The sequence below is a fragment of the Caldanaerobius fijiensis DSM 17918 genome (assembly GCF_900129075.1).
Lineage (GTDB): Bacteria > Bacillota > Thermoanaerobacteria > Thermoanaerobacterales > Caldanaerobiaceae > Caldanaerobius > Caldanaerobius fijiensis.
Map to the genome: position 1 here is coordinate 236,488 of NZ_FQVH01000001.1, position 23,012 is coordinate 259,499.

19 protein-coding genes, 1 pseudogene and 1 other annotated feature are annotated in these 23,012 nt (G+C 39.3%); of the genes and pseudogenes, 4 read left to right on the plus strand and 16 right to left on the minus strand.

Annotation, left to right across the window (positions count from 1 at the left end):
- Nucleotides 1-61 precede the first annotated feature (61 nt).
- From sspI to BUB87_RS01185, 4 genes are all read right to left on the minus strand, one after another.
- Nucleotides 62-268 (minus strand): small acid-soluble spore protein SspI, encoded by a 207-nt coding sequence (gene sspI / locus BUB87_RS01170; RefSeq protein ID WP_073341245.1) that lies wholly within the window; start codon nt 266-268, stop codon nt 62-64.
- A 59-nt stretch (nt 269-327) separates the two neighbouring features.
- Nucleotides 328-831 (minus strand): hypothetical protein, encoded by a 504-nt coding sequence (locus BUB87_RS01175; protein ID WP_073341246.1) that lies wholly within the window; start codon nt 829-831, stop codon nt 328-330.
- A 111-nt stretch (nt 832-942) separates the two neighbouring features.
- On the minus strand, nt 943-1,227 hold the full coding sequence (locus tag BUB87_RS01180) for an ArsR/SmtB family transcription factor (RefSeq protein WP_073341247.1): 285 nt from the start codon (nt 1,225-1,227) through the stop codon (nt 943-945).
- A 50-nt stretch (nt 1,228-1,277) separates the two neighbouring features.
- Entirely contained in the window at nt 1,278-3,788 is a 2,511-nt protein-coding gene (locus tag BUB87_RS01185) for a DsrE/DsrF/DrsH-like family protein (RefSeq protein ID WP_073341248.1), read from the minus strand.
- A 214-nt stretch (nt 3,789-4,002) separates the two neighbouring features.
- Between BUB87_RS01185 and BUB87_RS01190 the strand changes: the two genes are divergently transcribed.
- Complete coding sequence (locus BUB87_RS01190) at nt 4,003-4,290, plus strand: DUF503 domain-containing protein (protein ID WP_073341249.1); 288 nt, start codon at nt 4,003-4,005, stop codon at nt 4,288-4,290.
- A 208-nt stretch (nt 4,291-4,498) separates the two neighbouring features.
- Here the strand turns inward: BUB87_RS01190 and aroF are convergent, their stop codons facing one another.
- A complete protein-coding gene (gene aroF, locus BUB87_RS01195) occupies nt 4,499-5,503 on the minus strand; it encodes a 3-deoxy-7-phosphoheptulonate synthase (RefSeq protein WP_073341250.1) in 1,005 nt (334 codons plus the stop codon).
- Between the two features lie 23 nt (nt 5,504-5,526).
- On the minus strand, nt 5,527-6,342 hold the full coding sequence (gene pheA, locus BUB87_RS01200; protein ID WP_073341295.1) for a prephenate dehydratase: 816 nt from the start codon (nt 6,340-6,342) through the stop codon (nt 5,527-5,529).
- Nucleotides 6,343-6,414: 72 nt separating this feature from the next.
- Nucleotides 6,415-6,666: a binding site (T-box leader), on the minus strand.
- A 134-nt stretch (nt 6,667-6,800) separates the two neighbouring features.
- Here pheA and BUB87_RS01205 point away from each other — a divergent pair.
- Nucleotides 6,801-7,031: pseudogene (locus BUB87_RS01205) on the plus strand (helix-turn-helix domain-containing protein); the annotation flags it as partial.
- Between the two features lie 257 nt (nt 7,032-7,288).
- Nucleotides 7,289-8,287, plus strand: a complete 999-nt coding sequence (locus tag BUB87_RS01210) for a polyprenyl synthetase family protein (protein ID WP_073341251.1) — start codon at nt 7,289-7,291, stop codon at nt 8,285-8,287.
- Here the strand turns inward: BUB87_RS01210 and BUB87_RS01215 are convergent, their stop codons facing one another.
- Nucleotides 8,288-9,352: a tetraprenyl-beta-curcumene synthase family protein gene (locus BUB87_RS01215; RefSeq protein ID WP_073341252.1), complete on the minus strand. Its 1,065-nt coding sequence runs from the start codon at nt 9,350-9,352 to the stop codon at nt 8,288-8,290.
- Between the two features lie 246 nt (nt 9,353-9,598).
- Between BUB87_RS01215 and BUB87_RS01220 the strand changes: the two genes are divergently transcribed.
- Nucleotides 9,599-11,698: a glutamine synthetase III family protein gene (locus tag BUB87_RS01220; RefSeq protein WP_073341253.1), complete on the plus strand. Its 2,100-nt coding sequence runs from the start codon at nt 9,599-9,601 to the stop codon at nt 11,696-11,698.
- 65 nt (nt 11,699-11,763) lie between these two features.
- On the opposite strand, the gene BUB87_RS01225 is transcribed toward BUB87_RS01220, so the two are convergent.
- From BUB87_RS01225 to BUB87_RS01260, 9 genes are all read right to left on the minus strand, one after another.
- Nucleotides 11,764-12,195: an ACT domain-containing protein gene (locus BUB87_RS01225; RefSeq protein ID WP_073341254.1), complete on the minus strand. Its 432-nt coding sequence runs from the start codon at nt 12,193-12,195 to the stop codon at nt 11,764-11,766.
- Nucleotides 12,196-12,207: 12 nt separating this feature from the next.
- Nucleotides 12,208-13,506: a phenylacetate--CoA ligase family protein gene (locus BUB87_RS01230; RefSeq protein WP_073341255.1), complete on the minus strand. Its 1,299-nt coding sequence runs from the start codon at nt 13,504-13,506 to the stop codon at nt 12,208-12,210.
- 6 nt (nt 13,507-13,512) lie between these two features.
- Nucleotides 13,513-14,088: an indolepyruvate oxidoreductase subunit beta gene (locus tag BUB87_RS01235; RefSeq protein ID WP_073341256.1), complete on the minus strand. Its 576-nt coding sequence runs from the start codon at nt 14,086-14,088 to the stop codon at nt 13,513-13,515.
- Nucleotides 14,085-15,824 (minus strand): indolepyruvate ferredoxin oxidoreductase subunit alpha, encoded by a 1,740-nt coding sequence (gene iorA / locus BUB87_RS01240; protein ID WP_073341257.1) that lies wholly within the window; start codon nt 15,822-15,824, stop codon nt 14,085-14,087. Before iorA ends, BUB87_RS01235 begins: the two co-directional genes overlap by 4 nt.
- Complete coding sequence (locus BUB87_RS01245; RefSeq protein WP_073341258.1) at nt 15,821-17,122, minus strand: phenylacetate--CoA ligase family protein; 1,302 nt, start codon at nt 17,120-17,122, stop codon at nt 15,821-15,823. The genes iorA and BUB87_RS01245 overlap by 4 nt, the downstream gene beginning before the upstream one ends.
- A 165-nt stretch (nt 17,123-17,287) precedes the next feature.
- Entirely contained in the window at nt 17,288-20,302 is a 3,015-nt protein-coding gene (locus BUB87_RS01250) for an alpha-mannosidase (protein WP_073341259.1), read from the minus strand.
- 72 nt (nt 20,303-20,374) lie between these two features.
- Nucleotides 20,375-22,138: a Na+/H+ antiporter NhaC family protein gene (locus BUB87_RS01255; RefSeq protein WP_073341260.1), complete on the minus strand. Its 1,764-nt coding sequence runs from the start codon at nt 22,136-22,138 to the stop codon at nt 20,375-20,377.
- Nucleotides 22,139-22,269: 131 nt separating this feature from the next.
- Nucleotides 22,270-22,434 (minus strand): hypothetical protein, encoded by a 165-nt coding sequence (locus BUB87_RS14305; protein ID WP_159432342.1) that lies wholly within the window; start codon nt 22,432-22,434, stop codon nt 22,270-22,272.
- Nucleotides 22,435-22,585: 151 nt separating this feature from the next.
- The gene (locus BUB87_RS01260; protein WP_073341261.1) at nt 22,586-22,981 is read right to left on the minus strand and encodes a VOC family protein; all 396 of its coding nucleotides are present in this window, start codon (nt 22,979-22,981) and stop codon (nt 22,586-22,588) included.
- Nucleotides 22,982-23,012: the final 31 nt, after the last annotated feature.

The window sequence follows — 23,012 nt, forward strand, 5'->3', positions numbered from 1 at the left end:
AATAAAAAAATAAAACTGGCAAAGAACTCTTATCTATGCCAGCTTAAACAATTTCTATTGATTATGTAGCCTTTAATCCTCTATCCACATAATCCATTACCTGATTTTTTTCAACCTCGCTCATGTGTTTCCACGTGGCACTAAATACCACACCGAGGCCTGGTATTGTGCTCTCATCTTTGCTAGCTACGGCATCGTCGATTATGTTTCTCAATTCATCCTTGGTTTTTCCTTTCAAATTATTTATCACAGCAGCTATTATATCCACCTCATACACCTCCTCGCCAATTCATTATATATAGTTCCCTGATAAAAACAATAATATTATTAATTAGCAGAGGAACTCCCGCTGCCGCTGTTTCTGTGATTTACCTGATACATGTAATACGTGACAACAAAAAGCGTAGATGCCACAATAGGCTCCACATCTTCCACTAAAGCGTTAACGTCCATCCCAATAACTTCTCCACCCAACCTGCCTACGGCTCTATCGCCATCAAAGCTCAAGTCCACATCAAACCCCAATACATCTCCTCCACATCGCCCTTTTACGCGGCCATTTTCTATACTAAGCCTTATATCGTTGCCATCAAATATTCCTCCGATTCTCGCGTTAAGGCTGCTCAAGTTTATACGCCCTTCTATGTTTCTACCTATGAATATTCCTCCTACACGGCCTTTTATATATCCGCCTTCCAGAGAATACTCTATATTTAAATCATCACCTACGAAAACTCCACCTATTCTACCCGTTATTTTACCATTTTGAACCGTGGCTCTGATATCATATCCTCCAATTGCCCCTCCTATCCTTCCTTCAACTCTACCCATTCCAATCTCTCCTTTTTTCTTTCATTATATCATACCCCAAATTTTTGAACATAACAAAAAGGACTGTGAATGTTTTACTTAGCAAAAATATTCACAGTCCTTTGTTTAAAATCAATCAAATAGGACCTTAACTATTTTTTTGATGTCCTCATCTACCACCTTATAGCATATTTCCAGGCCTTTGCGTTCACCCTCTACGATCCCCGCTGCCTTTAATTTTGCTAAATGTTGTGATACCGTGGATTGGGGCAACTTTAAGCACTCTTGCATGGTAGATACATTACAGCCATCATCCATTATAAGACCACGCACAATACACAACCTGTAAGGGTGCGCAATAGCCTTCAGCTTATGAACAATTGCTTCATATTTTTCTATATCTACAATTTCTTTCATGATTTCACCTTTTTCTTATGCAAGTAATTTTATTTACCGCAAAAAGACTCTTAGATAAATAATGTAGTATCTGAACGCTCAGCAGCACCTATAAATGAAGCTACGCCACCGACTTCTACGCCATCAATCAATTCTTCTTTTTTTATACCCATGATATCCATAGACATATTGCATGCTACGATCTTTACACCATTTTTCATAGCTTGCTGAATCAGATCCTCCAAAGAGGTAACATTCTTTTTCTGCATGATATAACGTATAAGCCTTGCGCCTATCCCGCCCATATTCATCTTGGAAAGCTTTAACCTCTTTGAGCCCCTGGGCATCATCATACCAAACATCCTGCTTATAAAATCCTTGGATACCGATACTTTTTCAGGTTTCCTCAATACATTTAATCCCCAGAATGTAAAGAACATGGTCACCTTCCGTCCCATTGATGCAGCGCCATTGGCTATTATAAATGAAGCTATAGCTTTATCCAGATCTCCGCTGAATACTATTATTGCTTTATCGTGGTTAACTGATTCTGAAGCTACGGATTTATTTTCTTCCTCACCCTTTTTAATGAGGGCAACTATGGTCTTATTCTCCCACTTCAAATCAAGGAGCTGATTTCCCGTTCTCTCACACCATACCTTTATGTCGTTTTCAAAACCGGGATCTGATGCCTTGATCTCAAGAATCTCACCGGTATTCATAGACTTTATAGCATTATACGTCTGCATTATAGGTCCAGGGCACTGAAGACCGCAGGCATCCACTGATAGTGTCACCTTTATATTGCCATCAACTACACTATTATTGATCTGGTTATCTAGTTTTTTTTTTGCTTCTAAATCCTTCAACTTCGATTCATCAACCTTTTCCGGATTCATCTGTTCGTCATACTCTATTATACCCTCATGAGTCAATTTTTTGGTTACAGCTTCATATGTCTTATATCCACCGCTGAGATTTTTTACAGATTTAAATCCATGTTGCATCAATATTCTACAAGCTATATAGCCCCTCAATCCTACCTGGCAGAAAATGATTATTTCTTTATCCCTGGGAATCTCCTCTAATCTATTTCTTAAATTGTCAACAGGTATATTTACAGCACCTTCAATGGTTCCAAGGCTATACTCCAAAGGCGTACGCACATCGATGAGGAATGTCCTCTCTTTATCCCTTTTCTCAACAGCATCCCAGTGAATGACGTCGCAGTCGCCCCTTAACACGTTAGCAGCCACAAAGCCTGCCATATTAACGGGGTCTTTGGCTGATGAATATGGAGGTGCATATGCCAGTTCCAGTTCTTCAAGATCAAAAACTGTCATGCCCGCACGAATCGTAGTAGCTATAACATCTATGCGCTTGTCCACACCCTCATAACCTACTATCTGTGCCCCCAGCACCTTTCCGTCGTCCTCTGAAAAAAGCAACTTTATAGACATAGGCAGAGCACCAGGATAATAGGTCGCATGAGAACTAGGATGTATTATAATTTTTTGATATTTTAACCCTGCGTTGTTCAAAGCCCGCTCATTATTGCCCGTAAAAGCCACAGTGAGATCAAAAACTTTTAAGATGGATGTACCTTGAGTCCCTTTGTATTCTGACTTTCGACCCGCTATATTGTCAGCAGCAATTCGCCCCTGTTTGTTAGCAGGACCTGCCAGCGGTATCAATGTATCACTGCCGTTTATAAAGTCTTTTACTTCAATGGCATCACCGACTGCATATATATCAGGATCAGATGTCTGCATATACTGGTTGACCTTTATGCCACCCCTGCTGCCTAACGCGAGACCTGCCTCCTTAGCCAGTTTGACCTCAGGCCTTACACCTATTCCCAACACAATCATATCAGTTTTAATTCTTTTCCCGCTGTTTAATTCTACTTCAGAATAGTCGTCATAATGATACAGCGCTTTTACCCCATCATTTAAATACAATCCCACATTTTTCGATTCTATATGGTGGTGAACCAAAGCTGCCATATCAAAATCCATAGGCCCTATCACATGATCAGCCAGTTCCACTATGCTTACATTTATCCCTACGTTGTGAAGATTTTCAGCTAGCTCCAGCCCAATAAATCCAGCTCCAACCACAACAGCATTTTTAGGCTTTTTACTATCGATAAAATCTTTTATTCTGTAGGTATCAGGTATGTTTCTCAATGTAAACACCCTGTCGCTATCCACGCCCGGTATGTTGGGCTTTATAGGTTCAGCTCCCGGCGACAGCAAAAGCTTATCATAGGTTTCCTTGTATATCCTATCATTAACCAGATCGTGAACCAGAACTGCTTTTTCTTGTGGCAAAATTTTTATTACTTCACTGTTTACCCTTATATCTATGTTGAATCTTTTAGACATGGCTTCCGGAGTCTGTACCTGCAACTTCGACTTTTCTTTTATTACCTCACCGATGTAATAAGGAAGGCCACAGTTGGCATAAGAGATATATGGCCCTCTTTCAAACATAATTATCTGCGCATTCTCATCTAACCTTCTCAAACGGGCTGCAGCAGATGCACCGCCCGCCACGCCTCCTACAATCAGTACCTTCATGGCTAACACCTCTTATCATATTATCTGTATATATTAATATTACGATATACTTTATAAATTGTCAATAATTTATCGTTCTATTTTAAACAATATACAAATAAATTTGGAAGCAGCCGCTGAATTTACAATCTTGTCAAACTGGTTTATAATGAGGTAAGATAAAAAGAAGTTTTCTCAACTGTGATGAAAGAAAGGAGATAACTTATTTTTTCTTATGTACGTGGGAACTATAAAGATTTATCTCGTAGCTAACTGGGTACATTCTTTAAAAGAAAAAAGGATGATTATAAAAAGCCTGGCGAGTAAAGTAAGAAATAAATTTAATGTCTCGATTGCAGAAATAGGAAATCAGGATTTGCACCAATCAATTGTGCTAGGAATCGCCTGTATAGGCAGTGATTACGTTTATGCCGATAATATAATTGAGGATGTTTTGAACTTTATTGAAAAGAGCACAGATGCTTATGTTAGTAATGTAGAAAAAGAAATAATTTCACTGTGAAAAATGTTGAGCTCTTTTCATCTTAAGAAAATCCATGAGAGAATCACTATCATCCTGTCTTCAAAACAGACTCTTGCCGTCCAGATTGCGTGCATGTCGCGTTCACACATAAAGGGCATCTTTTCTCGGATGCCCTCTAATTCATTCCTAAAAACCTTTATTATAATACGGAGGTTTTAACATTATGTCACAACTTTATCCCCATTCACTATCTCATCACGCTTAAAATGCGCTGAACCTCTTGACATACCACATCAAATTCAGCTGGTGTCAAGGATTGAGCTCCATCAGATAAAGCTTCCTCAGGATGAGGATGCACCTCTATAATAAGACCGTCAGCTCCTGCGGCTACTGCCGCTCTGGACATGGGCCCTATAAGTTCTCTTCTGCCTGTACCATGACTTGGGTCTACCACAACAGGTAAATGACTCAAGCGCCTGACGGCGGCCACCGCATTTAGGTCCAATGTGTTGCGCGTATAGGTCTCAAAGGTTCTTATCCCTCTTTCACAGAGGATCACATCATAATTACCTTCTTTCATGATATATTCAGCTGCATTAAGCCATTCTTCGATAGTGGACGACAATCCCCTTTTGAGCATCACAGGCTTTTTAGCCTTGCCCACTTCTGTTAGTAGTTGAAAATTTTGCATATTTCTAGAACCAATCTGAAGTATGTCAACATATTCCGCAACCAATTCCACATGCTGAGTATTCACAACCTCGCTTATAGTCAGCATATCCACTTCTTTGCCAACCTGTTTTAATATCTTCAGACCTTCTTCTTCTAAACCCTGGAAAGAATAAGGTGAGGACCTAGGTTTATACGCACCACCTCTCAATACCGTCGCTCCTGATTTTTTAACCGCTTTTGCCGTCTCAATCATCTGCTCATAGCTCTCCACCGCACAAGGTCCCGCCATTATGACGAAGTTTCCACTGCCAATTTTTACACTACCTATTTTAATCACAGTGTCTTCAGGTTTAAGCATCCTGCTGGCAAGTTTATACGGGACAGATATCCTGACCACATTTTCAACGCCATCCATGGTTGTGATAGGTTTGTCTAGCAATATGCTGACATCACCAATAACCCCTATAACTGAACGTTCCTGTCCTTCTATTACATGAGGTGTCAGGCCAAGGTTGCTTACATATCTTACTACTTTATCTATATCCGCCTTTTTAGCCTCCGGCTTCATGACAATTACCATATTGCAATCCCCCTCACCTTTTATTATAATCTACCTTTCGGGTAACAACCCAAGATCCTGAAATAGCTGGTTATAGATCTAACCGCTTTAAGAGCTTCTTTCATAAGTTCATCATCTTTATGTCCATCCACGTCTACAAAGAAAATGTATTCGCCAAAACTCTTTTTAGATGGTCTGGATTCAATTTTTGTTAAATTTAAACCTCTAATCGCAAATTCTTTCAATACATTGTAAAGACTACCCGGCTTATTTTCGGTAGAGAACACTATAGAGGTTTTGCAATCGCCCCTCACAGAATTTTCTTCTCGGGATACAACTATAAATCGCGTAATATTGTTATCAAAGTCTTGAATATCTCTTACAAGTACATTCAAATCATATAATTGAGCTGCTCTAAGGGTAGCAATAGCAGCAATACCCCTTCCTTCCTGCGATGCAATAAAAGCTGCCTTTGCAGTGCTCTCTGCCGTTGCGATTTCTACTCCAGGCAAAAGTTCCTTGATATGCCTATAACACTGGGCCAACGCATGGGGATGGGATATGACTATTTCTATCTCTTGTAAATCACTGCATTTTGAAACCAAATTGTGCCTTATTGGCAACAGTACCTCGCCTTTAATAAACAACTCCTGTTCTTCCAGTATGGTATCCAGTGTAAGATTTACAGAACCTTCTATAGAGTTTTCAATAGGTACAATCCCTTCATCGGTTTTTCTATCCCTGACAGATGCCACAACCATATCAATGGTAGGATATTCTATGTGTTCAGACACACTATCATATTTTATACAGGCTTCTTCTGTAAACGTGCCTTTTGGACCAAGGAAAGATAATTTCAAGTCACACCCTCCTCTTTCATTAAGCTGGCCAGCTTTTTTATAACTAAATTTATAACTAAAAAACCTCTCATCCATAAGGACGAGAGGTTACCCGCGGTACCACCTTTATTAACCTGTATAGACAGGTTCGCTCATTAAGAGTACTAACATACTCCATTTCTTTTAACGGTGAAATCTCCGGCCCCATCTACTCACCGCCTATAGCGGTTTTCAACTGGCAACTCGAGAGGGAACTTCAATATACCATCGCAGTATCAGGCTTCCACCATCCCTGACTCGCTATAACCTTCCGGTATACCTACTTTCCTCTGTCATCGTTTTTATTATTTTCTGTCTTTTCTAATATAATATATTAATCTTGCTTCCATGTCAACAGTTTTTTACGTAACTCTATCATAAGGTTAATTGTAAAATTAAATGCGACACCAAAAAATAGTTGAACCATAGCATGAAACCCGGGATTCTCACCGACTCAAATCGCTAAAAAACTTGGCCGTCATCGCAGCACCATTTACCGCGAAATAAAACGTGGCACTACAACTCAACGCCGCACAGATCTAACTACGTATGAAGCATATTTCCCTGAAACTGGCCAGGCGGTATATGAGAAGAATCGCTCTTTCTGTGGCCGAAAAAGTAAGATCCCCCAAGTTGAATCCTTCCTCAAATATGCTGAGCAAAAGATACTTCTAATGAGCGACACATCGGTTTTCCAAAAAATGTGTCGCATTTAATATTGCAATTTAAGACCCACAATTCGTATTTTATTATGTTTCTCCAAATAGGTCACTTTCCCAAAAATTCAGTAGCATCGGTAAATAACTTTGAGATGTGTTATATCAGCCCTTGTCCCAGTTAGATTGCAAAGAGAAGTGTACAAAAAAGCGTATAAATTTTAGAAACCATAGAAAAAATAACTTATAAATAGATCATGGAGTGGTGACATATGCTTTCAACTCAAAATAATGCTTTTGTAGAAAATCTCGATATAGAGAATTTATACGACATAACCGGTGCCATAAAAATTGTCGAAAATAGATTATCATCCATTGTAGAAGAATGCGATGATTTTATCAAGGTCTTGCTAAGGAAATTTCTCTTATCCGGCAAAAAAATCAGGCCAAAGTTAGTACTATTATCTGGTTTGTGTTTTTCTGCAATGAATGACGAGATGATCAACTCCGCAGTAGTAGCAGAGGTAATACACACTGCTTCGCTGATACACGATGATATTATTGATAAATCAGATTATAGAAGGAATATGCCAACAGTTAACAGTCTTTTAGGGAACCATGCAGCAGTACTGGCCGGTGATTTTTTATTTGCCAAAGCTTTTGAGATACTATCAAAAAATAAACTGTACAAGCAGATGGAATACGTAGTCACAGCAATTCAGGAATTATGTGCAGGCGAAATGCTTCAAGCCCGTGACCTCTTCAATATAAAAGTATCTGAAGATCACTACTTTGAACGAATAAGCAAAAAAACAGCGTCACTTCTATCGGCCTGTTGTAAAGCAGGTGCTCAAAGTAGCAATGCCTCCGTTGATGAAATAAAAAAGATGGGCGAATACGGCATATTTATAGGGTACGCCTTTCAAATAATCGATGATCTGTTAGATGTTATGGGGAAAAAAGAAATGATAGGCAAACCTCTTGCCCAAGACATAGAGCAGGGCAATTTAACCCTACCTTTTATATATCTATTACAAAACCCTCGAATTAAGGATAAGTATATGACAAAACTAAAAGATAAAACCATAACAAAAGATATCAAACTTGAATTAATAAATGATTTGGAGCAATCAGGGATTATTACAGAAGTTTACCAAAAAGCAACATATTTTGTGCAGAAAGCCAAAGAAGCCCTAGATGGAATTCCTGATTCGGTGTATAAAACAATGCTAATGCGCTTATCTGACGAAGTGCTCTACAGAACATTTTGATTATAATTTTGACGCTTTCCTCAAACCAAGGCATATATAGTATAGTAATCCGGCAAACCTCCCTGCCTTTTTTATAAGCCGCCGGGTTATTTCTTTGTGGGCATTTATCTTTGCCTTTGGATCAGATAAATACATAGCTATAAGCCCTTCCACTATAGTATGGTGAAATAGAGGATATTTTAGTTTCATAGATCGTTGTAATGCGTTCGTCAAAAAATAGCTTAAGCGCTCCTCGCATTTTTTATTGGTTTCATAATAGCTTACAAAGTTTAAATCCCCTTCTTCTATATCTTCATATAAATCAATATAATAATCCAACAAAATATGTAGACCACATATCCAGGGAAAATATGCTTTGAGAACATCTTCTACTTCTTCCTGATCTAAGTCGGCTTTATGGGCTAAGGCTGCCAACATAAATACACCCAATGTAGAACCTGTAGCCGCAGAAAATTCCCATCCATTGATATCGGGATGTTCTGAAATGTACTTATTAAACCATTGCCGCATCTTCTTTTCCCTTGCTTCCAGCGATATATGTTTATATACCTGTAAGTCCGAATACAATTGGGCAAGATACAAAGCATCATTTTTAATGACATCATATGAAGGCAACATTTCAATATAATTTTTGCACTGAGTCACAAGATAATTTAGATATCCTCCATCATCTTTATATGGATAGTATTTATAGTAATCTACCAGCTCTGATTCAGGATCCAGCGCATCCGTCATGGCTTTATGCAGCTGTCTAAAAGCCATCTCATCATATTCTCCTGCTCTATCGCATAGATTATCCAGATAATCGCTTATCGTCTGATATGCCGTCACAAAATGAACCATATTTTTTTTATCGACAGACGGATAAAGTGCATAAACACTCCCGCCGATACAGTGAAATTTTTTAGTTTCAATGCTATTCAAAGCCTGTCTTTGCAACTCAAAGTCTGGTATATTTTTAGCCAGCGCCATATAATCATTTACCTCATTATCTACAATGGGGAATACCTTTGTAACGTAATCAAATATCAATCTCGCTTGGTATAAATTATCCTTTATCTCCATTAATATCCTCCTCTAAATTTGTACTTATTTATATTATTTACAATTTTATTGTTAACGTTGTTGCAGAATTTTTATCTTTATCTTTAAAAAATACTTGTATTTTAGAGAAAAAGATGCTATGATTAATATCAGAAAAATAATATATGGATTGTAAATGAAACAAAGGCGTTTCATTCGGAAGGGTGGAGTGCCTTTGTTTTTTTGTTTTACCAGTAAACTAATATTTTCTGAAGGAGAGGATATTTGATGATGCAAAACTTACCAAGCGAAATGTTTGGCTCTTATGTTTTCAACGATTCAGTTATGAGAGAACGGCTTCCAAAGGCCACATACAAGGCATTGAGAAAAACTATCGACGAAGGGCTTCCTCTTGATCCACAGGTGGCAGAAGTGGTCGCCAATGCTATGAAAGATTGGGCGATAGAAAAAGGCGCTACTCATTTTACCCACTGGTTTCAACCGCTGACAGGTATAACAGCTGAAAAGCATGATTCTTTCATATCTCCCACCTCTGACGGCAGGGTTATTATGGAGTTTTCCGGCAAGGAATTGATAAAAGGTGAACCCGATGCATCCTCCTTTCCATCTGGCGGTCTCAGAGCTACATTTGAGGCAAGGGGATATACCGCATGGGATTGCACGTCGCCGGCTTTTGTAAAAGATAATACACTGTATATTCCTACGGCCTTTTGTTCTTATACCGGTGAAGCTCTGGACCTTAAAACTCCTCTGCTGAGGTCAATGGAGGCACTTTCAAAACAGGCACTTCGCGTGTTGCGTTTATTCGGCAACACCACGGCTAAAAAAGTTATTACCACGGTTGGTCCTGAACAGGAGTATTTCTTGATAGATAAAAGCATGTACGATAAAAGGAAAGACCTTATCCTCACTGGTAGGACCCTCTTTGGGGCAAAATCGCCCAAAGGCCAGGAAATGGAAGACCACTACTTTGCTTCAATAAAAGAGAGAGTACTGGCATACATGAAGGAATTAGATGAGGAATTGTGGAAACTAGGTGTTTCAGCCAAAACAAAGCATAACGAAGTCGCGCCATCGCAGCATGAATTGGCACCTGTATTCACCACGACAAACATTGCTACAGACCATAATCAATTGACCATGGAAATCATGAAAAAGGTGGCTTTAAGGCATGGGCTTGTATGTCTGCTACATGAGAAACCTTTTGAGGGTGTCAATGGCTCGGGCAAACACAATAACTGGTCCATGAGCACAGACGACGGGCAAAATCTTCTGGATCCAGGTAAAACACCTCATGAGAATGCCCAGTTCCTTGTATTTCTTTGCGCTGTAATCAAGGCTATCGATGAGTACGCTGACCTGCTCAGAGTTGCCGCAGCATCTCCTGGAAATGACCACCGACTGGGTGCCAATGAAGCTCCACCTGCCATTATATCCATATTCCTGGGCGAACAGCTTACAGATATATTAGAACAGATCGAAAATGGCGGAGCCACCAGCAGCAAAGAAGGCGGCGTGCTGAAGATAGGCGTTTCAACCTTGCCGGCATTGCCCAAAGATAGTACCGACAGAAATAGAACATCACCATTTGCATTTACAGGAAACAAATTTGAATTCAGGATGATCGGTTCTTCAGCATCAATAGCAACAGCCAATTATATACTTAATACCATCGTCGCTGAAGAGCTATCTCAAATAGCAGATAGACTGGAGAATGCATCTAACTTTGATGAAGAAGTGCAAAACCTATTGCAAGAAATAGTAAAGAACCACAAGAGAATAATATTCAATGGCAACGGATACTCAGAAGAATGGGTAGAAGAAGCCAAAAGGAGAGGTTTGCCTAATCTTCGTTCAACCGTAGAAGCTATTCCTGCCTTAATCGCCGAAAAGAATATCAGAGTCATGGAAAAGCACGGGGTATTGAGTAGAGTTGAATTGGAAGCCAGATACGAGATAATGCTGGAAAACTACAGCAAAACCATAAACATAGAAGCCTTAACTATGCTGGATATAGCAAAACGTCAGCTTTTGCCTGCTGTAATATACTTTACAACAAAACTGGCAGAATCCATAAATTCCATCAAAGCTACCGGCTTAGATGTGGATACCAGCGCACAAGCCGAACTGCTAAAAGAAGTATCTTCTTTGACGGCGGCTTTTAAAAAGAGCATAGGTGAATTGGAGCAGACTGTAGAAAAGGCATCAGAGATGGAAGGCGATTCCTATAAGCTGGCCTGTTATTATAGGGATGTAGTGTTTGTAAAGATGGGCGAAGTAAGGAAAATTGCAGATAAACTCGAAACATTGGTAGACAAAGAACTATGGCCGTTGCCCTCATATTCCGATATGTTGTTCAGTGTATAAATAACCCAAAAAAAGAGAGTTGAAATTCAACTCTCTTTTTTACTATTATACTTTCCTTCTAGTTATTATAATCCGTATACCTCTTCGTCTGTCAACACTCTCAAATCTGTATCTTTTAAAAGTTCTACCACTTTTTGAGGTTGTTCAACTTTTAAAAGAACATACGCCTTATCTTCATTTCTTTTCACAAAGGAATAAGCATACTCTATACTAACGTTTTGTTCTTCTAATATCTTTAATACCTTTGCAAGACCACCTGGCCTATCTTCCACTTCAACGGCCAGTACTTCTGTAGTCTTTACTGTAAATCCGTTTTCTTTAATTATACGAACCGCTCTATCCGGGTCATTCACAATGATCCTCAGTATTCCAAAATTCGTCGTATCAGCTAACGACAATGCACTTATATCTATGCCATTATCGCCCAACAATCTGGTAATATCAGCGAGCCTGCCAGGCTTATTCTCAAGAAATACTGATACCTGTTTAACCAGCATGTAATCACCTTCCTATATCTTTCTTTTATCAATAACCCTTTTAGCTTTGCCTTCTGACCTTTCAATGGTTTTAGGCTCCACCAGCTTAACCGCGACATTTATGCCAACGGTGGAGTAAATCTCATGAGTTATTTTTCTTTTTAAATCCTCCAACTCTTTTACCTCATCGGAGAAAAATTTATCAGAGATCTCAACCCATACTTCCAGCTGGTCCAAATTATCTATTCTATCAACCACCAGTTGATAATGTGGTTCTACTTCACCGACGTTTAAGAGGGCCGTTTCGATCTGAGAAGGAAATACATTCACGCCTCTTATAATAAGCATATCATCGGTTCTTCCAAGAATTTTCTCTATCCTGGCATGAGTTCTTCCACATGGGCACTCATCTGTATGCAATGCCGTTATATCCCTTGTCCTATACCTTATAACAGGGAGAGCTTCTTTAGCTATAGTTGTTATAACTAATTCACCCTTTTCCCCTTCAGGTAAAACCTCCCCTGTTACGGGATCTATTATCTCCGCAATAAAACAATCTTCATAAACATGTAAACCATTTTTATACTGGCATTCCATAGCCACACCAGGACCTATCAATTCGCTCATTCCAAAAATATCTAATGCCGTTATGTGAAGCTTTTGCTCTAATTCTTTCCTCATGTTCTCACTCCAGGGCTCCGCACCAAATATCCCTGCTTTTAGCTTGAGTTCTTCTGGCTTTATCCCCTCTTCTTCCATGACTTCAGCTAAATATAAAGCATAAGAAGGGGTGCACGCAAGAATTGTCGTACCGAAATCTTTCATAAACATTATCTGTCTTTTAGTATTGCCACCGGATGTAGGTATGACGACTGCTCCAACCCTTTCTGCCCCGTAATGGAGGCCCAACCCTCCTGTAAAAAGACCATATCCGTACGACACCTGTATAATAGAATCCTTTCCTCCCCCTGCACTAACAATAGCTCTTGCCACCAGCTCAGCCCATGTATCAATATCCTTTCTGGTGTAACCTACTACCGTGGGCTTACCCGTGGTGCCTGACGACGCGTGAATTCTCACAACCTCACTTAGAGGAACCGCAAACATACCAAATGGGTATGTTTGTCTCAAATCGTCCTTAGTAGTAAAAGGAAGCAATTTAATATCATCCAGCGTCTTTATATCTTCAGGGGTCAACCCTATTTTTTGCATTTTATCCCTATAATGAGGAACATTATGATAAACTCTTTTAACAGTTTCTTTTAACCTTTTAAGCTGCAGTTCTTTTAGCAATTCTTTATCCATGCATTCAATGGTTTTATTCCAGTACATTCTCCCCTACCCCTCATATCCCATATTAAAAGCTTTAATGTTCAAATCCACTGTCTTTGGCGGCACACAATCTTGTAAAGCCTCAAGCCATATCTCTTTTGGTATCTGCGATATCTTTGCCAGTACTCCAATTAGAATGGTATTGACAACTTTTACGCTTCCACACTGTTCTGCCAACTTTAACGCGTCTATGGATATATAATTGACATTGTATTTCTTAAATAATGCAAAGATATCTTCAGGATAATGAGCCAATCCAAGGGCCACAGGCATCGGAAGTATCTTCTGCGTATTTACAATCACAGTCCCATCCGGCTTTAAGTATTCTATCCACCTCAAAGCTTCCAATTGCTCAAATCCTAGTATTATATCTGCTTGACCTTTTTCTATCAATGGTGAAAATACCTTATCCCCATACCTGACATAAGTAACCACACTGCCGCCTCTCTGCGACATTCCATGAACCTCAGATACCTTTACATCATATCCTTTTAACTGCGCTACTTTTCCTATTATCCGGCTGGCTAGCAGAGTACCCTGACCACCGACGCCTACGATTAATATACTCTTTGTTTTGCTCATATAGTATCACCAGCTTCCTTTATAGACTGCGTCGGACAGATATTAGAACAAAATCCACATCCATTACACAGTGCCACATCAATATTATAGAATCCCTGGTCATTTTTTATAGCTGGGCAGCCAATCTCCATACACATGCCACATTCTATACATGTATCATTATCGATGTAAAACGGCTTATAGGTCCTATTTTTATCTAACAATATACACGGTCTCCGGCATATAATGACAGAAGGACGATCAGACTCAATAGCTTTTTTCACGGCTCTTTCTACGTCATCAACCTTATACGGATCTACTACCTCCACATCCTTTATACCTATTGCTCTTACAAGTGTCTCCAGATCTAACGCATACGTAGGTTCTTTTTTAATCGTAAAGCCTGTCGCTGGATGATCCTGATGGCCTGTCATACCTGTAGTAGAATTATCCAGAATTATCACCGTCGAGGTCCCCTTATTATATACGATGTCGATAAGACCTGTTATCCCCGAGTGTATGAATGTAGAATCCCCTATTACCGCCACAACTTTTTTAGAAAAATCCTTACCTATAGCCTTTTCCATACCATGAGCCATGCCAACGCTGGCCCCCATGCATACACACGTATCCATCGCGCTAAGCGGCGGCAGCGCTCCAAGGGTGTAACACCCTATATCACCTGTTACCAATAAGTTTAACTTGTTTAAAACATAGTATACACCGCGATGGGGACATCCAGGACATAACGTCGGAGGTCTTACAGGAATTTTTTCATCTAACTTATTATATCGGAAGCTATACGAGCCTTTTATGGCTTTTTCTATGATCTCTGCACTTAACTCATACAGTTGTGGAAATACCTCTTTGCCGATAACATCTATACCCATTGCTTTTATCTCTGTTTCCAAAAACGGATCCAATTCCTCGACGACATACAACTTTTTAACCCTGCTGGCAAATTCCCGTATCAGTTTTTCAGGCAGCGGATATACCATGCCAAGTTTTAAAATTGACGCCTCAGGTACCGCCTCTTTTACATATTGGTATGAAATGCCACTGGTTATGATACCTATTGAAGTATCATTCCACTCTAATTTATTTATATCTGCATTCTCTGCAAATTCTTTCAACTTTTTTACACGTTCTAACACAATTGGATGACGCACTTTTGCCATCCCTGGCATCATAACATACTTATTTATATCCTTTTTATAAGGTTTTATATTCTCCTGTCGTTCTCCTAGCTCCACCAATCCTCTGGAGTGAGCCGTCCTGGTAGTCATCCTGACAAAAACAGGAGTATCATATTTTTCGCTGAGTTCAAAAGCCAATTTTGTAAAATCTTTTGCCTCCTGACTATCCGAAGGTTCCAACATGGGAATAAATGACGCTCTGGCGTAATTACGGCTATCCTGTTCGTTCTGAGAGCTATGTAATCCGGGATCATCAGCCACTAACACCACGAGTCCTCCATTTACTCCTGTATATGAAACGGTAAAAAGCGGATCAGCTGCCACATTTAAACCTACATGTTTCATAGATACAATAGCCCTTGCACCAGCAATAGATGCTCCTATAGCTACTTCCATAGCAACTTTTTCATTAGGAGACCACTCAGAATATATCTCCTTATATTTTGCAATATTTTCTGTAACCTCTGTGCTAGGAGTGCCAGGATAGGCTGTAGCAACCTTTACGCCCGCCTCATATGCCCCCCTGGCAACAGCTTCATTACCTAACAACAATTCTTTCAACGGCTATCACCCCTCAAATCAATTACTCGTTTTGCTTTTCCTTCAAATCTTTTGAGGCTCCTGGGTTCTACCAGGTTTACTCTGGCATCTATCAACAATGCCACCTTCAACTTATGCCTTATTTTTTCTCTCAAACGCTCCAGTTCTGCATATCTTTCAAGCAAAGACGAATCAAGTACCTCTACATCTATCTCAAGCTCATCCATGTACCCGTTTTTCCTGACAATTATCTGATAATGAGGCCCTATCTCCGGTATATTCAATAACACTTCTTCTATCTGAGATGGAAATACATTGACGCCTCGTATAATAAGCATATCATCAGTTCTGCCCTTGACTTTGGACATGCGGGCCAAAGTTCTGCCACATCTACAGGGTTCTGGATTTATACTGGTGATATCTCTTGTCCTATAGCGGAGTATAGGTAATGCCTCTTTTGTAAGAGGTGTTATTACCAGTTCACCTTCCTGACCGTATGGCAACGGCTCACCGCTTTCTGGATCAATAACTTCAACTATAAAATGGTCTTCAGCTATATGCATACCATCTTTATATATACACTCTCCAGAAACACCAGGTCCCATAACCTCACTTAAACCATAATTTTCTGTAGCCAGTATGCCCCACCGTTTTTCCAGTTCTGCTCTCATCTCTTCCGTCGAACCTTCCGCTCCAAAAAGCCCAAGTCGTAAAGACAATTCCTGTGGGTTTACGCCCATTCCTTCAGCCACTTCTGCCATATACAAAGCATATGATGGTGTACTGACCAAAACCGTTGAGCCAAAATCCCTCATAAGGTTTATCTGCCTTTCCGTATTTCCACTGGATATCGGTACCACAGTTGCCCCTACTCGCTCCAGACCATAATGCAAACCAAATGCTCCTGTAAAGAGGCCATAAGCAAATGCTATCTGTGCCACATCTTCATCCGAAACCCCGGCTTCTGTCGCAATACGCGCTACTAGTTCAGCCCATGTATTGAGATCATTTCTTGTATACCCTACCACCGTAGGCCTTCCTGTAGTACCTGACGAAGCGTGAATTCTCACCACCTCTTTCATCGGAACAGCGAAAAGCCCATAAGGATAATTATTTCTTAAATCGTCCTTAGTTGTAAACGGAAGTTTTACTATATCCTTTGTGCTTTTTATGTCAGAAGGCTTTATCCCCGCTTCTTCAAATTTTCTCCTGTAAAAAGGAACCCTCTCAAAAACATAATTAACAAGGTGTCTTAACCTTTCAGATTGTAGATATTCGATTTCACTTCTTGACAGTTTTTCATTATCAGACCATATCAAAGCAATGCCCCCTTAAAAGTGTATGAGTTTATATATTCGACATAATATGCGAAAAACCCTTTAAACATGAATTTTAATGCATATTATAATTTTGTAATAATAATTAAGAAGAAATAAAAGAATAAAAACGTCATAAAAGCCCTGTAAAAGGGCACTTATGACATTTTACAGGGCTTTTACTTTTAGCGTGTGAATCTCAAAGGGCTTAAATTCAAGCTCAACACTATTATTTTTAACATCTACATCTGCAAGATGTTCCTCCAGCAGGTTGACAAGTTTGACTTCCTTTACAGCAAAATCAAAATATATCCTTGCTTTTACTCCAGAACCTGTAGATTCGTAAAGTCTTACTATCAAATCCTCGTCATCTTCAGCCTTTTTAACAGCCTCAATGATTACGCTGTCTTTATCCACTTTTATAAAGGATTTAACATCTGACAGAACCCCTTGCCTACCTTTGGTATCAACCCTTATGGCTTTTAGTGGAGTGTTTAATTCGTAACCCATCTTCATGACCTCGCCGGCTACATGATCGCCAGCATGAGGATACAATGAATAGGTGAAATGGTGTTCTGCCCTATCAGCTATAGGATCCGGGTACGAACTGCTTCTTAGCAAATTTAGATCAAGTATGTTTTCATATACCTTATGACCATATTTACAGTCATTTAACAGCGCCACACCGTAATCGCGCTGGGACATATCCACCCACTTATGGGCACATATCTCATACTTAGCCATGTCCCAACTGGTATTTCTGTGTGTGGGCCTTTTAATGCTACCAAACTGAATATTGCACGTCGTCTCATCTGCAAACACGTTTACAGGGAATGAGGTCCTCAACATCTTGCCAGATTCGCGCCAGTCAACTTTTGTTACAAAATCAATGCGCCTGCTACCAGCTGTCAATATAACTTTCTGAGACAATCGAGATTCACCATAAACGTATTCATGTTCTAAAATAGCTTCAGGTCCATCTATATAACCTTTTGCAGAGACCAGTTTAAAGAAATCAGGTGCCTTCTCATCATAGTTTATCGGAAAATCCCAAGCATCTCCGATATCCTCATATACAGCCAGTCTATTGGCTCTGCATCCTTCAGGAATAACCTCTTTCTGGTTTTCCTTATCGTATATTGATATAATAGTACCATCTTCAGAAAATTCTACTCTTAACAGATCGTTTTCTAATGCTTTGTCAGAAGCACTCAAAATTTGCTCTATCCTTGTTTCCGCACAAGCATCTACAACCATATAGCCCATAGGCGGAAGAATTACTTTTATCCATTTGCCATCCAATTTTATCCAATCACTTCTCTCCCACGACAGGGTGTTAAATACAATAAAAGGATCGGATGAAGCTTTAATATCTACAGCGCCGGCTATGGCCTTACACGCTTCCTCAGTCAGTTCTTTTACCTTGTTGAGCAAAATTTCATATCTTTCCAGCGACTCATTGTACACCCTTGTTATAGAAGAACCTGGAAGTATATCGTGGAACTGATACAGGAGCACTTCTTTCCATATACGTTCAATTTCTTCTTGTGGATATCTATAGCCTAGCAACACATGAGCCAAACCTGCTATAAACTCCAGATCCCTTAAAGCAATTTCCATCTTCCTATTATATCGCTTGTTTCTGGCCTGAGTCGTATATGTACCCTGATGCCTTTCAAGGTATAGTTCACCTGTCCACGTCTTGTACCTAGAAGCGTTTTTCTCTAATTTCTTAAAGAAATCTATAGTGGGTTCCTGTTTCACAGGAGCAATGCCATCAAGGTTTTTCTCTCTTAAAAGATATTCCAGATGTTCTTCTCCTGGCCCACCGCCACCATCACCTATACCGAATACCAGAAGGCAATTGTCAGAAACTGATTTATCTAGATATTCTTTTTCAGCTTTAGCAATAGCTCTAGGTGCGGCAGAACTGTTATAAGTGCCTTCAGGTGGCATGTGCACGAGAACTTTACTTCCATCTATACCCTGCCAGTAAAAAGTATGATGCGGATGTTGATTAAAAATGCTCCACGATAACTTAATTGTCGAAAAATAATCCACACCAGATTTTTTGAGAATTTGCGGGAGAGATCCCGTGTAGCCAAACACGTCAGGAAGCCACAATATCTTTATATCTTTATTAAACTCGCTCCTAAAGAATCTCTTGCCGTACAAAATCTGCCTAACCAGTGCTTCTTCACCTGATATATTCGTATCCGCCTCTACCCACATGGCGCCCTGAGGCTCCCAGCGACCTTCAGCTACACGCTTTTTTATCTTTTCATAAAGTTGTGGATATCTTTCTTTTATCCATACATATAGCTGGGGTTGGCTAGCACCAAAAACATAATCAGGATATTTATCCATCATCATCAATGCAGTAGAAAAAGTACGAGCACCTTTGCGTATGGTCTCCCTTATTGGCCACAACCATGCCAGATCAATATGAGCATGCCCTATAGCGCTAATCGTTAATGACGGATCTCCGCCTTTTTTGTTGAGTTCAACAGCCAGTATACTGCGAGCTCTGGCTGCTTCTTCTTCTGTATAATTTTTAAGCTCCATAGAAGCCTCATTTAATGCATTTAATATCCGCTGATGTCTCGCTTTATCTTCAGGTAATTGCTGCATAAGCTCATATAAAACCTCAAAATCATAATATAATTTGCGCATCTCCTCGTTGCATATAGCTATATGAGCTTCTTTTATCGTGCCATTTCCTTTATACTTACCAAAAAGGTCATTACACCCTGCATCCGCCCATATGTCAATAATTTCACCGCCTTTAGCCCGTTCTGCAACAGGCACAACCCTTTTGCCGGGTCTACCTAGCGAATAATCAAAATCTGAATTTACATTTGTCAATCCTTGCAGTGGGCATCCATTTTCATCTACAATGCAGGCCTCACCGTTGATATCAATCAACAAAACAACCTTTTTGCCCTTCAGGGATTCAGGAACGACCCCTGTAAAATGAAACCATGCGCAATCCCATAAGTTACCCCATTTATCTCCGATTTTTAACGTTTTTTCTTCACCTTTCTGCCTCTCTTCATAAGGTACAGGCTCAGGTGTAACCCATGCCTTGATATTGAGTTCTGCTACTTTTTCATAAATAGCATTAAAAATCCTATTTCTAACCTGTTCCAAGCAAAACTTCGTTACTTTACTATAATAAGGCATATATATCCCCCCTCTTATAAAATCATGATATTATTATATCATTCTCTCTTTGCACTTAAAAGTAGTAACAGATCATTGATCTGTTACTACTTTGGTGGATTTTACATTATTAATTTCAGCAGCTTTTATATTATCAACGGGTTTACCCAATAAATATACAGTAAGAGCTGTAATAATAATGGCCACTGGAAGCTCTATATAAACCGGAACACCCAGTCCTACCGGTATATAGCCAAATAACACAGTTATTATACCAACCACAATTGAATACCATATCTGAGTATTTACATGGTCCATATGATCACAGGAAGTTCCCATTGATGAAAGTATAGTAGTATCTGATATGGGTGAGCAATGATCTCCAAAAATAGCTCCTGTTAAAACGCTGCTGACGCATATTACCATGTATTGAGGATTTGGATATATTGCATAGGCCAATGGAATCGTCAACGGCATTAATATGCCCATTGTACCAAAAGATGTTCCTGTAGCGAAGGATATAATAGAGCCCATTACAAATATTATAGATGGTAACAGAAAACGAGGTATTTCATCAGACAACACGGACACCAGATATTGGGCTGTCCCCAATTCTTTAATAGTACTACTTAATGACCACGCCAGGAGCAGTATAACGCCAGTAATAACAAGAGACTTCATACCATTTATCCATGTATCTATAGCTTCACCTAGAGTAAATATTTTCTTGCCAACCCCCATCGCAATAGCTACCAAACTGGCTAATAGTGCCGCCTGAAATAATACAACGCTGGCATCTGAAGCACCAAATGCCTCTCTTATAGCATCAAACGACATAGGAGAGGTCTTAAGCAGATTGATTAACTCCTTGTCTTTGCCGCTCATTATTGCATTATAACCGTTATAATAAAATCCTAAAAGCGCCGCCACCATCAAAACACCAATTGGTACAATTGCATTCCATATACTCATTTTTATTCCTTTCACAGGCTCAAATTCTTTTGTATTTATTGCAGCCATAGGTTTGGCGTTGTCAGATAATACCTTTCCTGTAGTCCTGGCTCTCCTCTCCGCCTTCAGCATCGGTCCAAAATCCCTTAAAGATATGGCAACAAAGGCTATGAACGCTAATATTAATATATTGTAAAATCTGTAAGGAACAGACGCAACAAATATACCATATGCATTAACATTTTGACCAATAGCTGAATATCCGTCTTTTATCAAACTGATTTCATAACCCACCCATGTAGATATAAGTGCGATACCTGTAACAGGAGCCGCTGTAGCATCTACTATGAATGAAAGTTTTTCTCTAGAAACCTTCATCTTATCTGCTATCGGCCTCATAATAGGTCCTACTATCAAAGAATTAGCATAATCGTCAAAAAATACGATTATTCCTAATAACCATGTGATTAGTTGAACACTGGTAGGTGACTTTGCTCTTTTAGCAAGGCTTTCCGCGATAGCTTTTGCTCCCCCCATTTTAGATATTAATGCTATAACACCGCCAATTGTTAAACACTGAAGGATCACACCAGCATTCCACGGGTCAGCCATTGAGCTTAATACCTTATTTATAATCAGCAAAAAACCATTTAATAGAGCATTAAAAATACCTGAACCATTTAAGCTCAAAAGAAACGTCCCCGTAAATACACCTAAAAACAGCGAAAGTACCACATTTTTAGATATGAATGCTAATAATATGGCAACAAGCGGTGGAAGCAAGGTCCAGAAGCCAAACCTTTGTACATTTTGGGCAACGTTATCCGTTCCTTCGGCAAAAGCAACGTTTGCAGAAAACAGCATCACTAATAAAATTGCTAAAAATAACCTCATACGTCTTTTCATTGAAATTCCTCCAATATACAAAATTGAATAATGTGTACTTTTTACAGATTTGTGCCTTCTTAACGTTTGGCACCCTTCATATTATACCAGCCATTGCTTATAAGCGCAAGGTAAAAAATAAGAAACTGCGGTTATGTGATAAGGTCGTCTCTGTAAATAACAAAGTCATTGACGCAAAATTCGGTCAAATGGTGTCTGAAGTGCATCATAGATGCTCTCGGATTTAAGAAAGTAGCTGATATAGATGTGGCTACTGGAAATACTCCAGTAGCCTTTTTAATATCACAAATAACCATAAGTCGGGAATTTCACCCTGCTCTACACTCTACAGAGTTATTCATAAGACGTATTAACTTTTAACTTTTATACAAATACTATCGCACATATCACAAACTATAATGCATCGCAATTTTGTCTCTATTCATTCTCAGCAAGGGAAATTTACCTTTATCTTAAATTATAGTTTAAGGCCCATGTAATACCAAATTTATCAGTTACAATTGCATGATAGGCCCCCCAAAATGTTTTTTGAAGCTCAAACTTAACAGTTCCATCTTGAGACAGGCTATTATACAATCTTCTAATTTCATCCTCGCTATCCATCTCAAGCACTAAATTAATATTGCTAGCCTCAGTTTCGTCATCAAATTTATCTACAAGATATATAATACAACTTTTGTTTATATGAATCTCTGCATGTATAATTTTCCCTTCATAGCCTTTAAACATTTCCATACCATCGGCAAGCTGAACATTCCTAGCTTCTCCGCCAAAAATATCTTTGTAATATTCAATAGCTTCTTTGCAATTTTCCACATGAATTTCTGGAATAATATTTTTCACTTTAAATTTTCTCCTTCCTTTAAATTATCAT

What these genes read in the sequence shown, in the direction of transcription:
- BUB87_RS01175 (WP_073341246.1), bottom strand. Translation starts at nt 831, where the DNA reads ATGGGTAGAGTTGAAGGAAGGATAGGAGGGGCAATTGGAGGATATGAT.
- BUB87_RS01180 (WP_073341247.1), bottom strand. Translation starts at nt 1,227, where the DNA reads ATGAAAGAAATTGTAGATATAGAAAAATATGAAGCAATTGTTCATAAG.
- BUB87_RS01185 (WP_073341248.1), bottom strand. Translation starts at nt 3,788, where the DNA reads ATGAAGGTACTGATTGTAGGAGGCGTGGCGGGCGGTGCATCTGCTGCA.
- BUB87_RS01190 (WP_073341249.1), top strand. Translation starts at nt 4,003, where the DNA reads ATGTACGTGGGAACTATAAAGATTTATCTCGTAGCTAACTGGGTACAT.
- aroF (WP_073341250.1), bottom strand. Translation starts at nt 5,503, where the DNA reads ATGGTAATTGTCATGAAGCCGGAGGCTAAAAAGGCGGATATAGATAAA.
- BUB87_RS01210 (WP_073341251.1), top strand. Translation starts at nt 7,289, where the DNA reads ATGCTTTCAACTCAAAATAATGCTTTTGTAGAAAATCTCGATATAGAG.
- BUB87_RS01215 (WP_073341252.1), bottom strand. Translation starts at nt 9,352, where the DNA reads ATGGAGATAAAGGATAATTTATACCAAGCGAGATTGATATTTGATTAC.
- BUB87_RS01220 (WP_073341253.1), top strand. Translation starts at nt 9,599, where the DNA reads ATGATGCAAAACTTACCAAGCGAAATGTTTGGCTCTTATGTTTTCAAC.
- BUB87_RS01225 (WP_073341254.1), bottom strand. Translation starts at nt 12,195, where the DNA reads ATGCTGGTTAAACAGGTATCAGTATTTCTTGAGAATAAGCCTGGCAGG.
- BUB87_RS01230 (WP_073341255.1), bottom strand. Translation starts at nt 13,506, where the DNA reads ATGTACTGGAATAAAACCATTGAATGCATGGATAAAGAATTGCTAAAA.
- BUB87_RS01235 (WP_073341256.1), bottom strand. Translation starts at nt 14,088, where the DNA reads ATGAGCAAAACAAAGAGTATATTAATCGTAGGCGTCGGTGGTCAGGGT.
- BUB87_RS01250 (WP_073341259.1), bottom strand. Translation starts at nt 20,302, where the DNA reads ATGCCTTATTATAGTAAAGTAACGAAGTTTTGCTTGGAACAGGTTAGA.
- BUB87_RS01255 (WP_073341260.1), bottom strand. Translation starts at nt 22,138, where the DNA reads ATGAAAAGACGTATGAGGTTATTTTTAGCAATTTTATTAGTGATGCTG.
- BUB87_RS14305 (WP_159432342.1), bottom strand. Translation starts at nt 22,434, where the DNA reads ATGGTTATTTGTGATATTAAAAAGGCTACTGGAGTATTTCCAGTAGCC.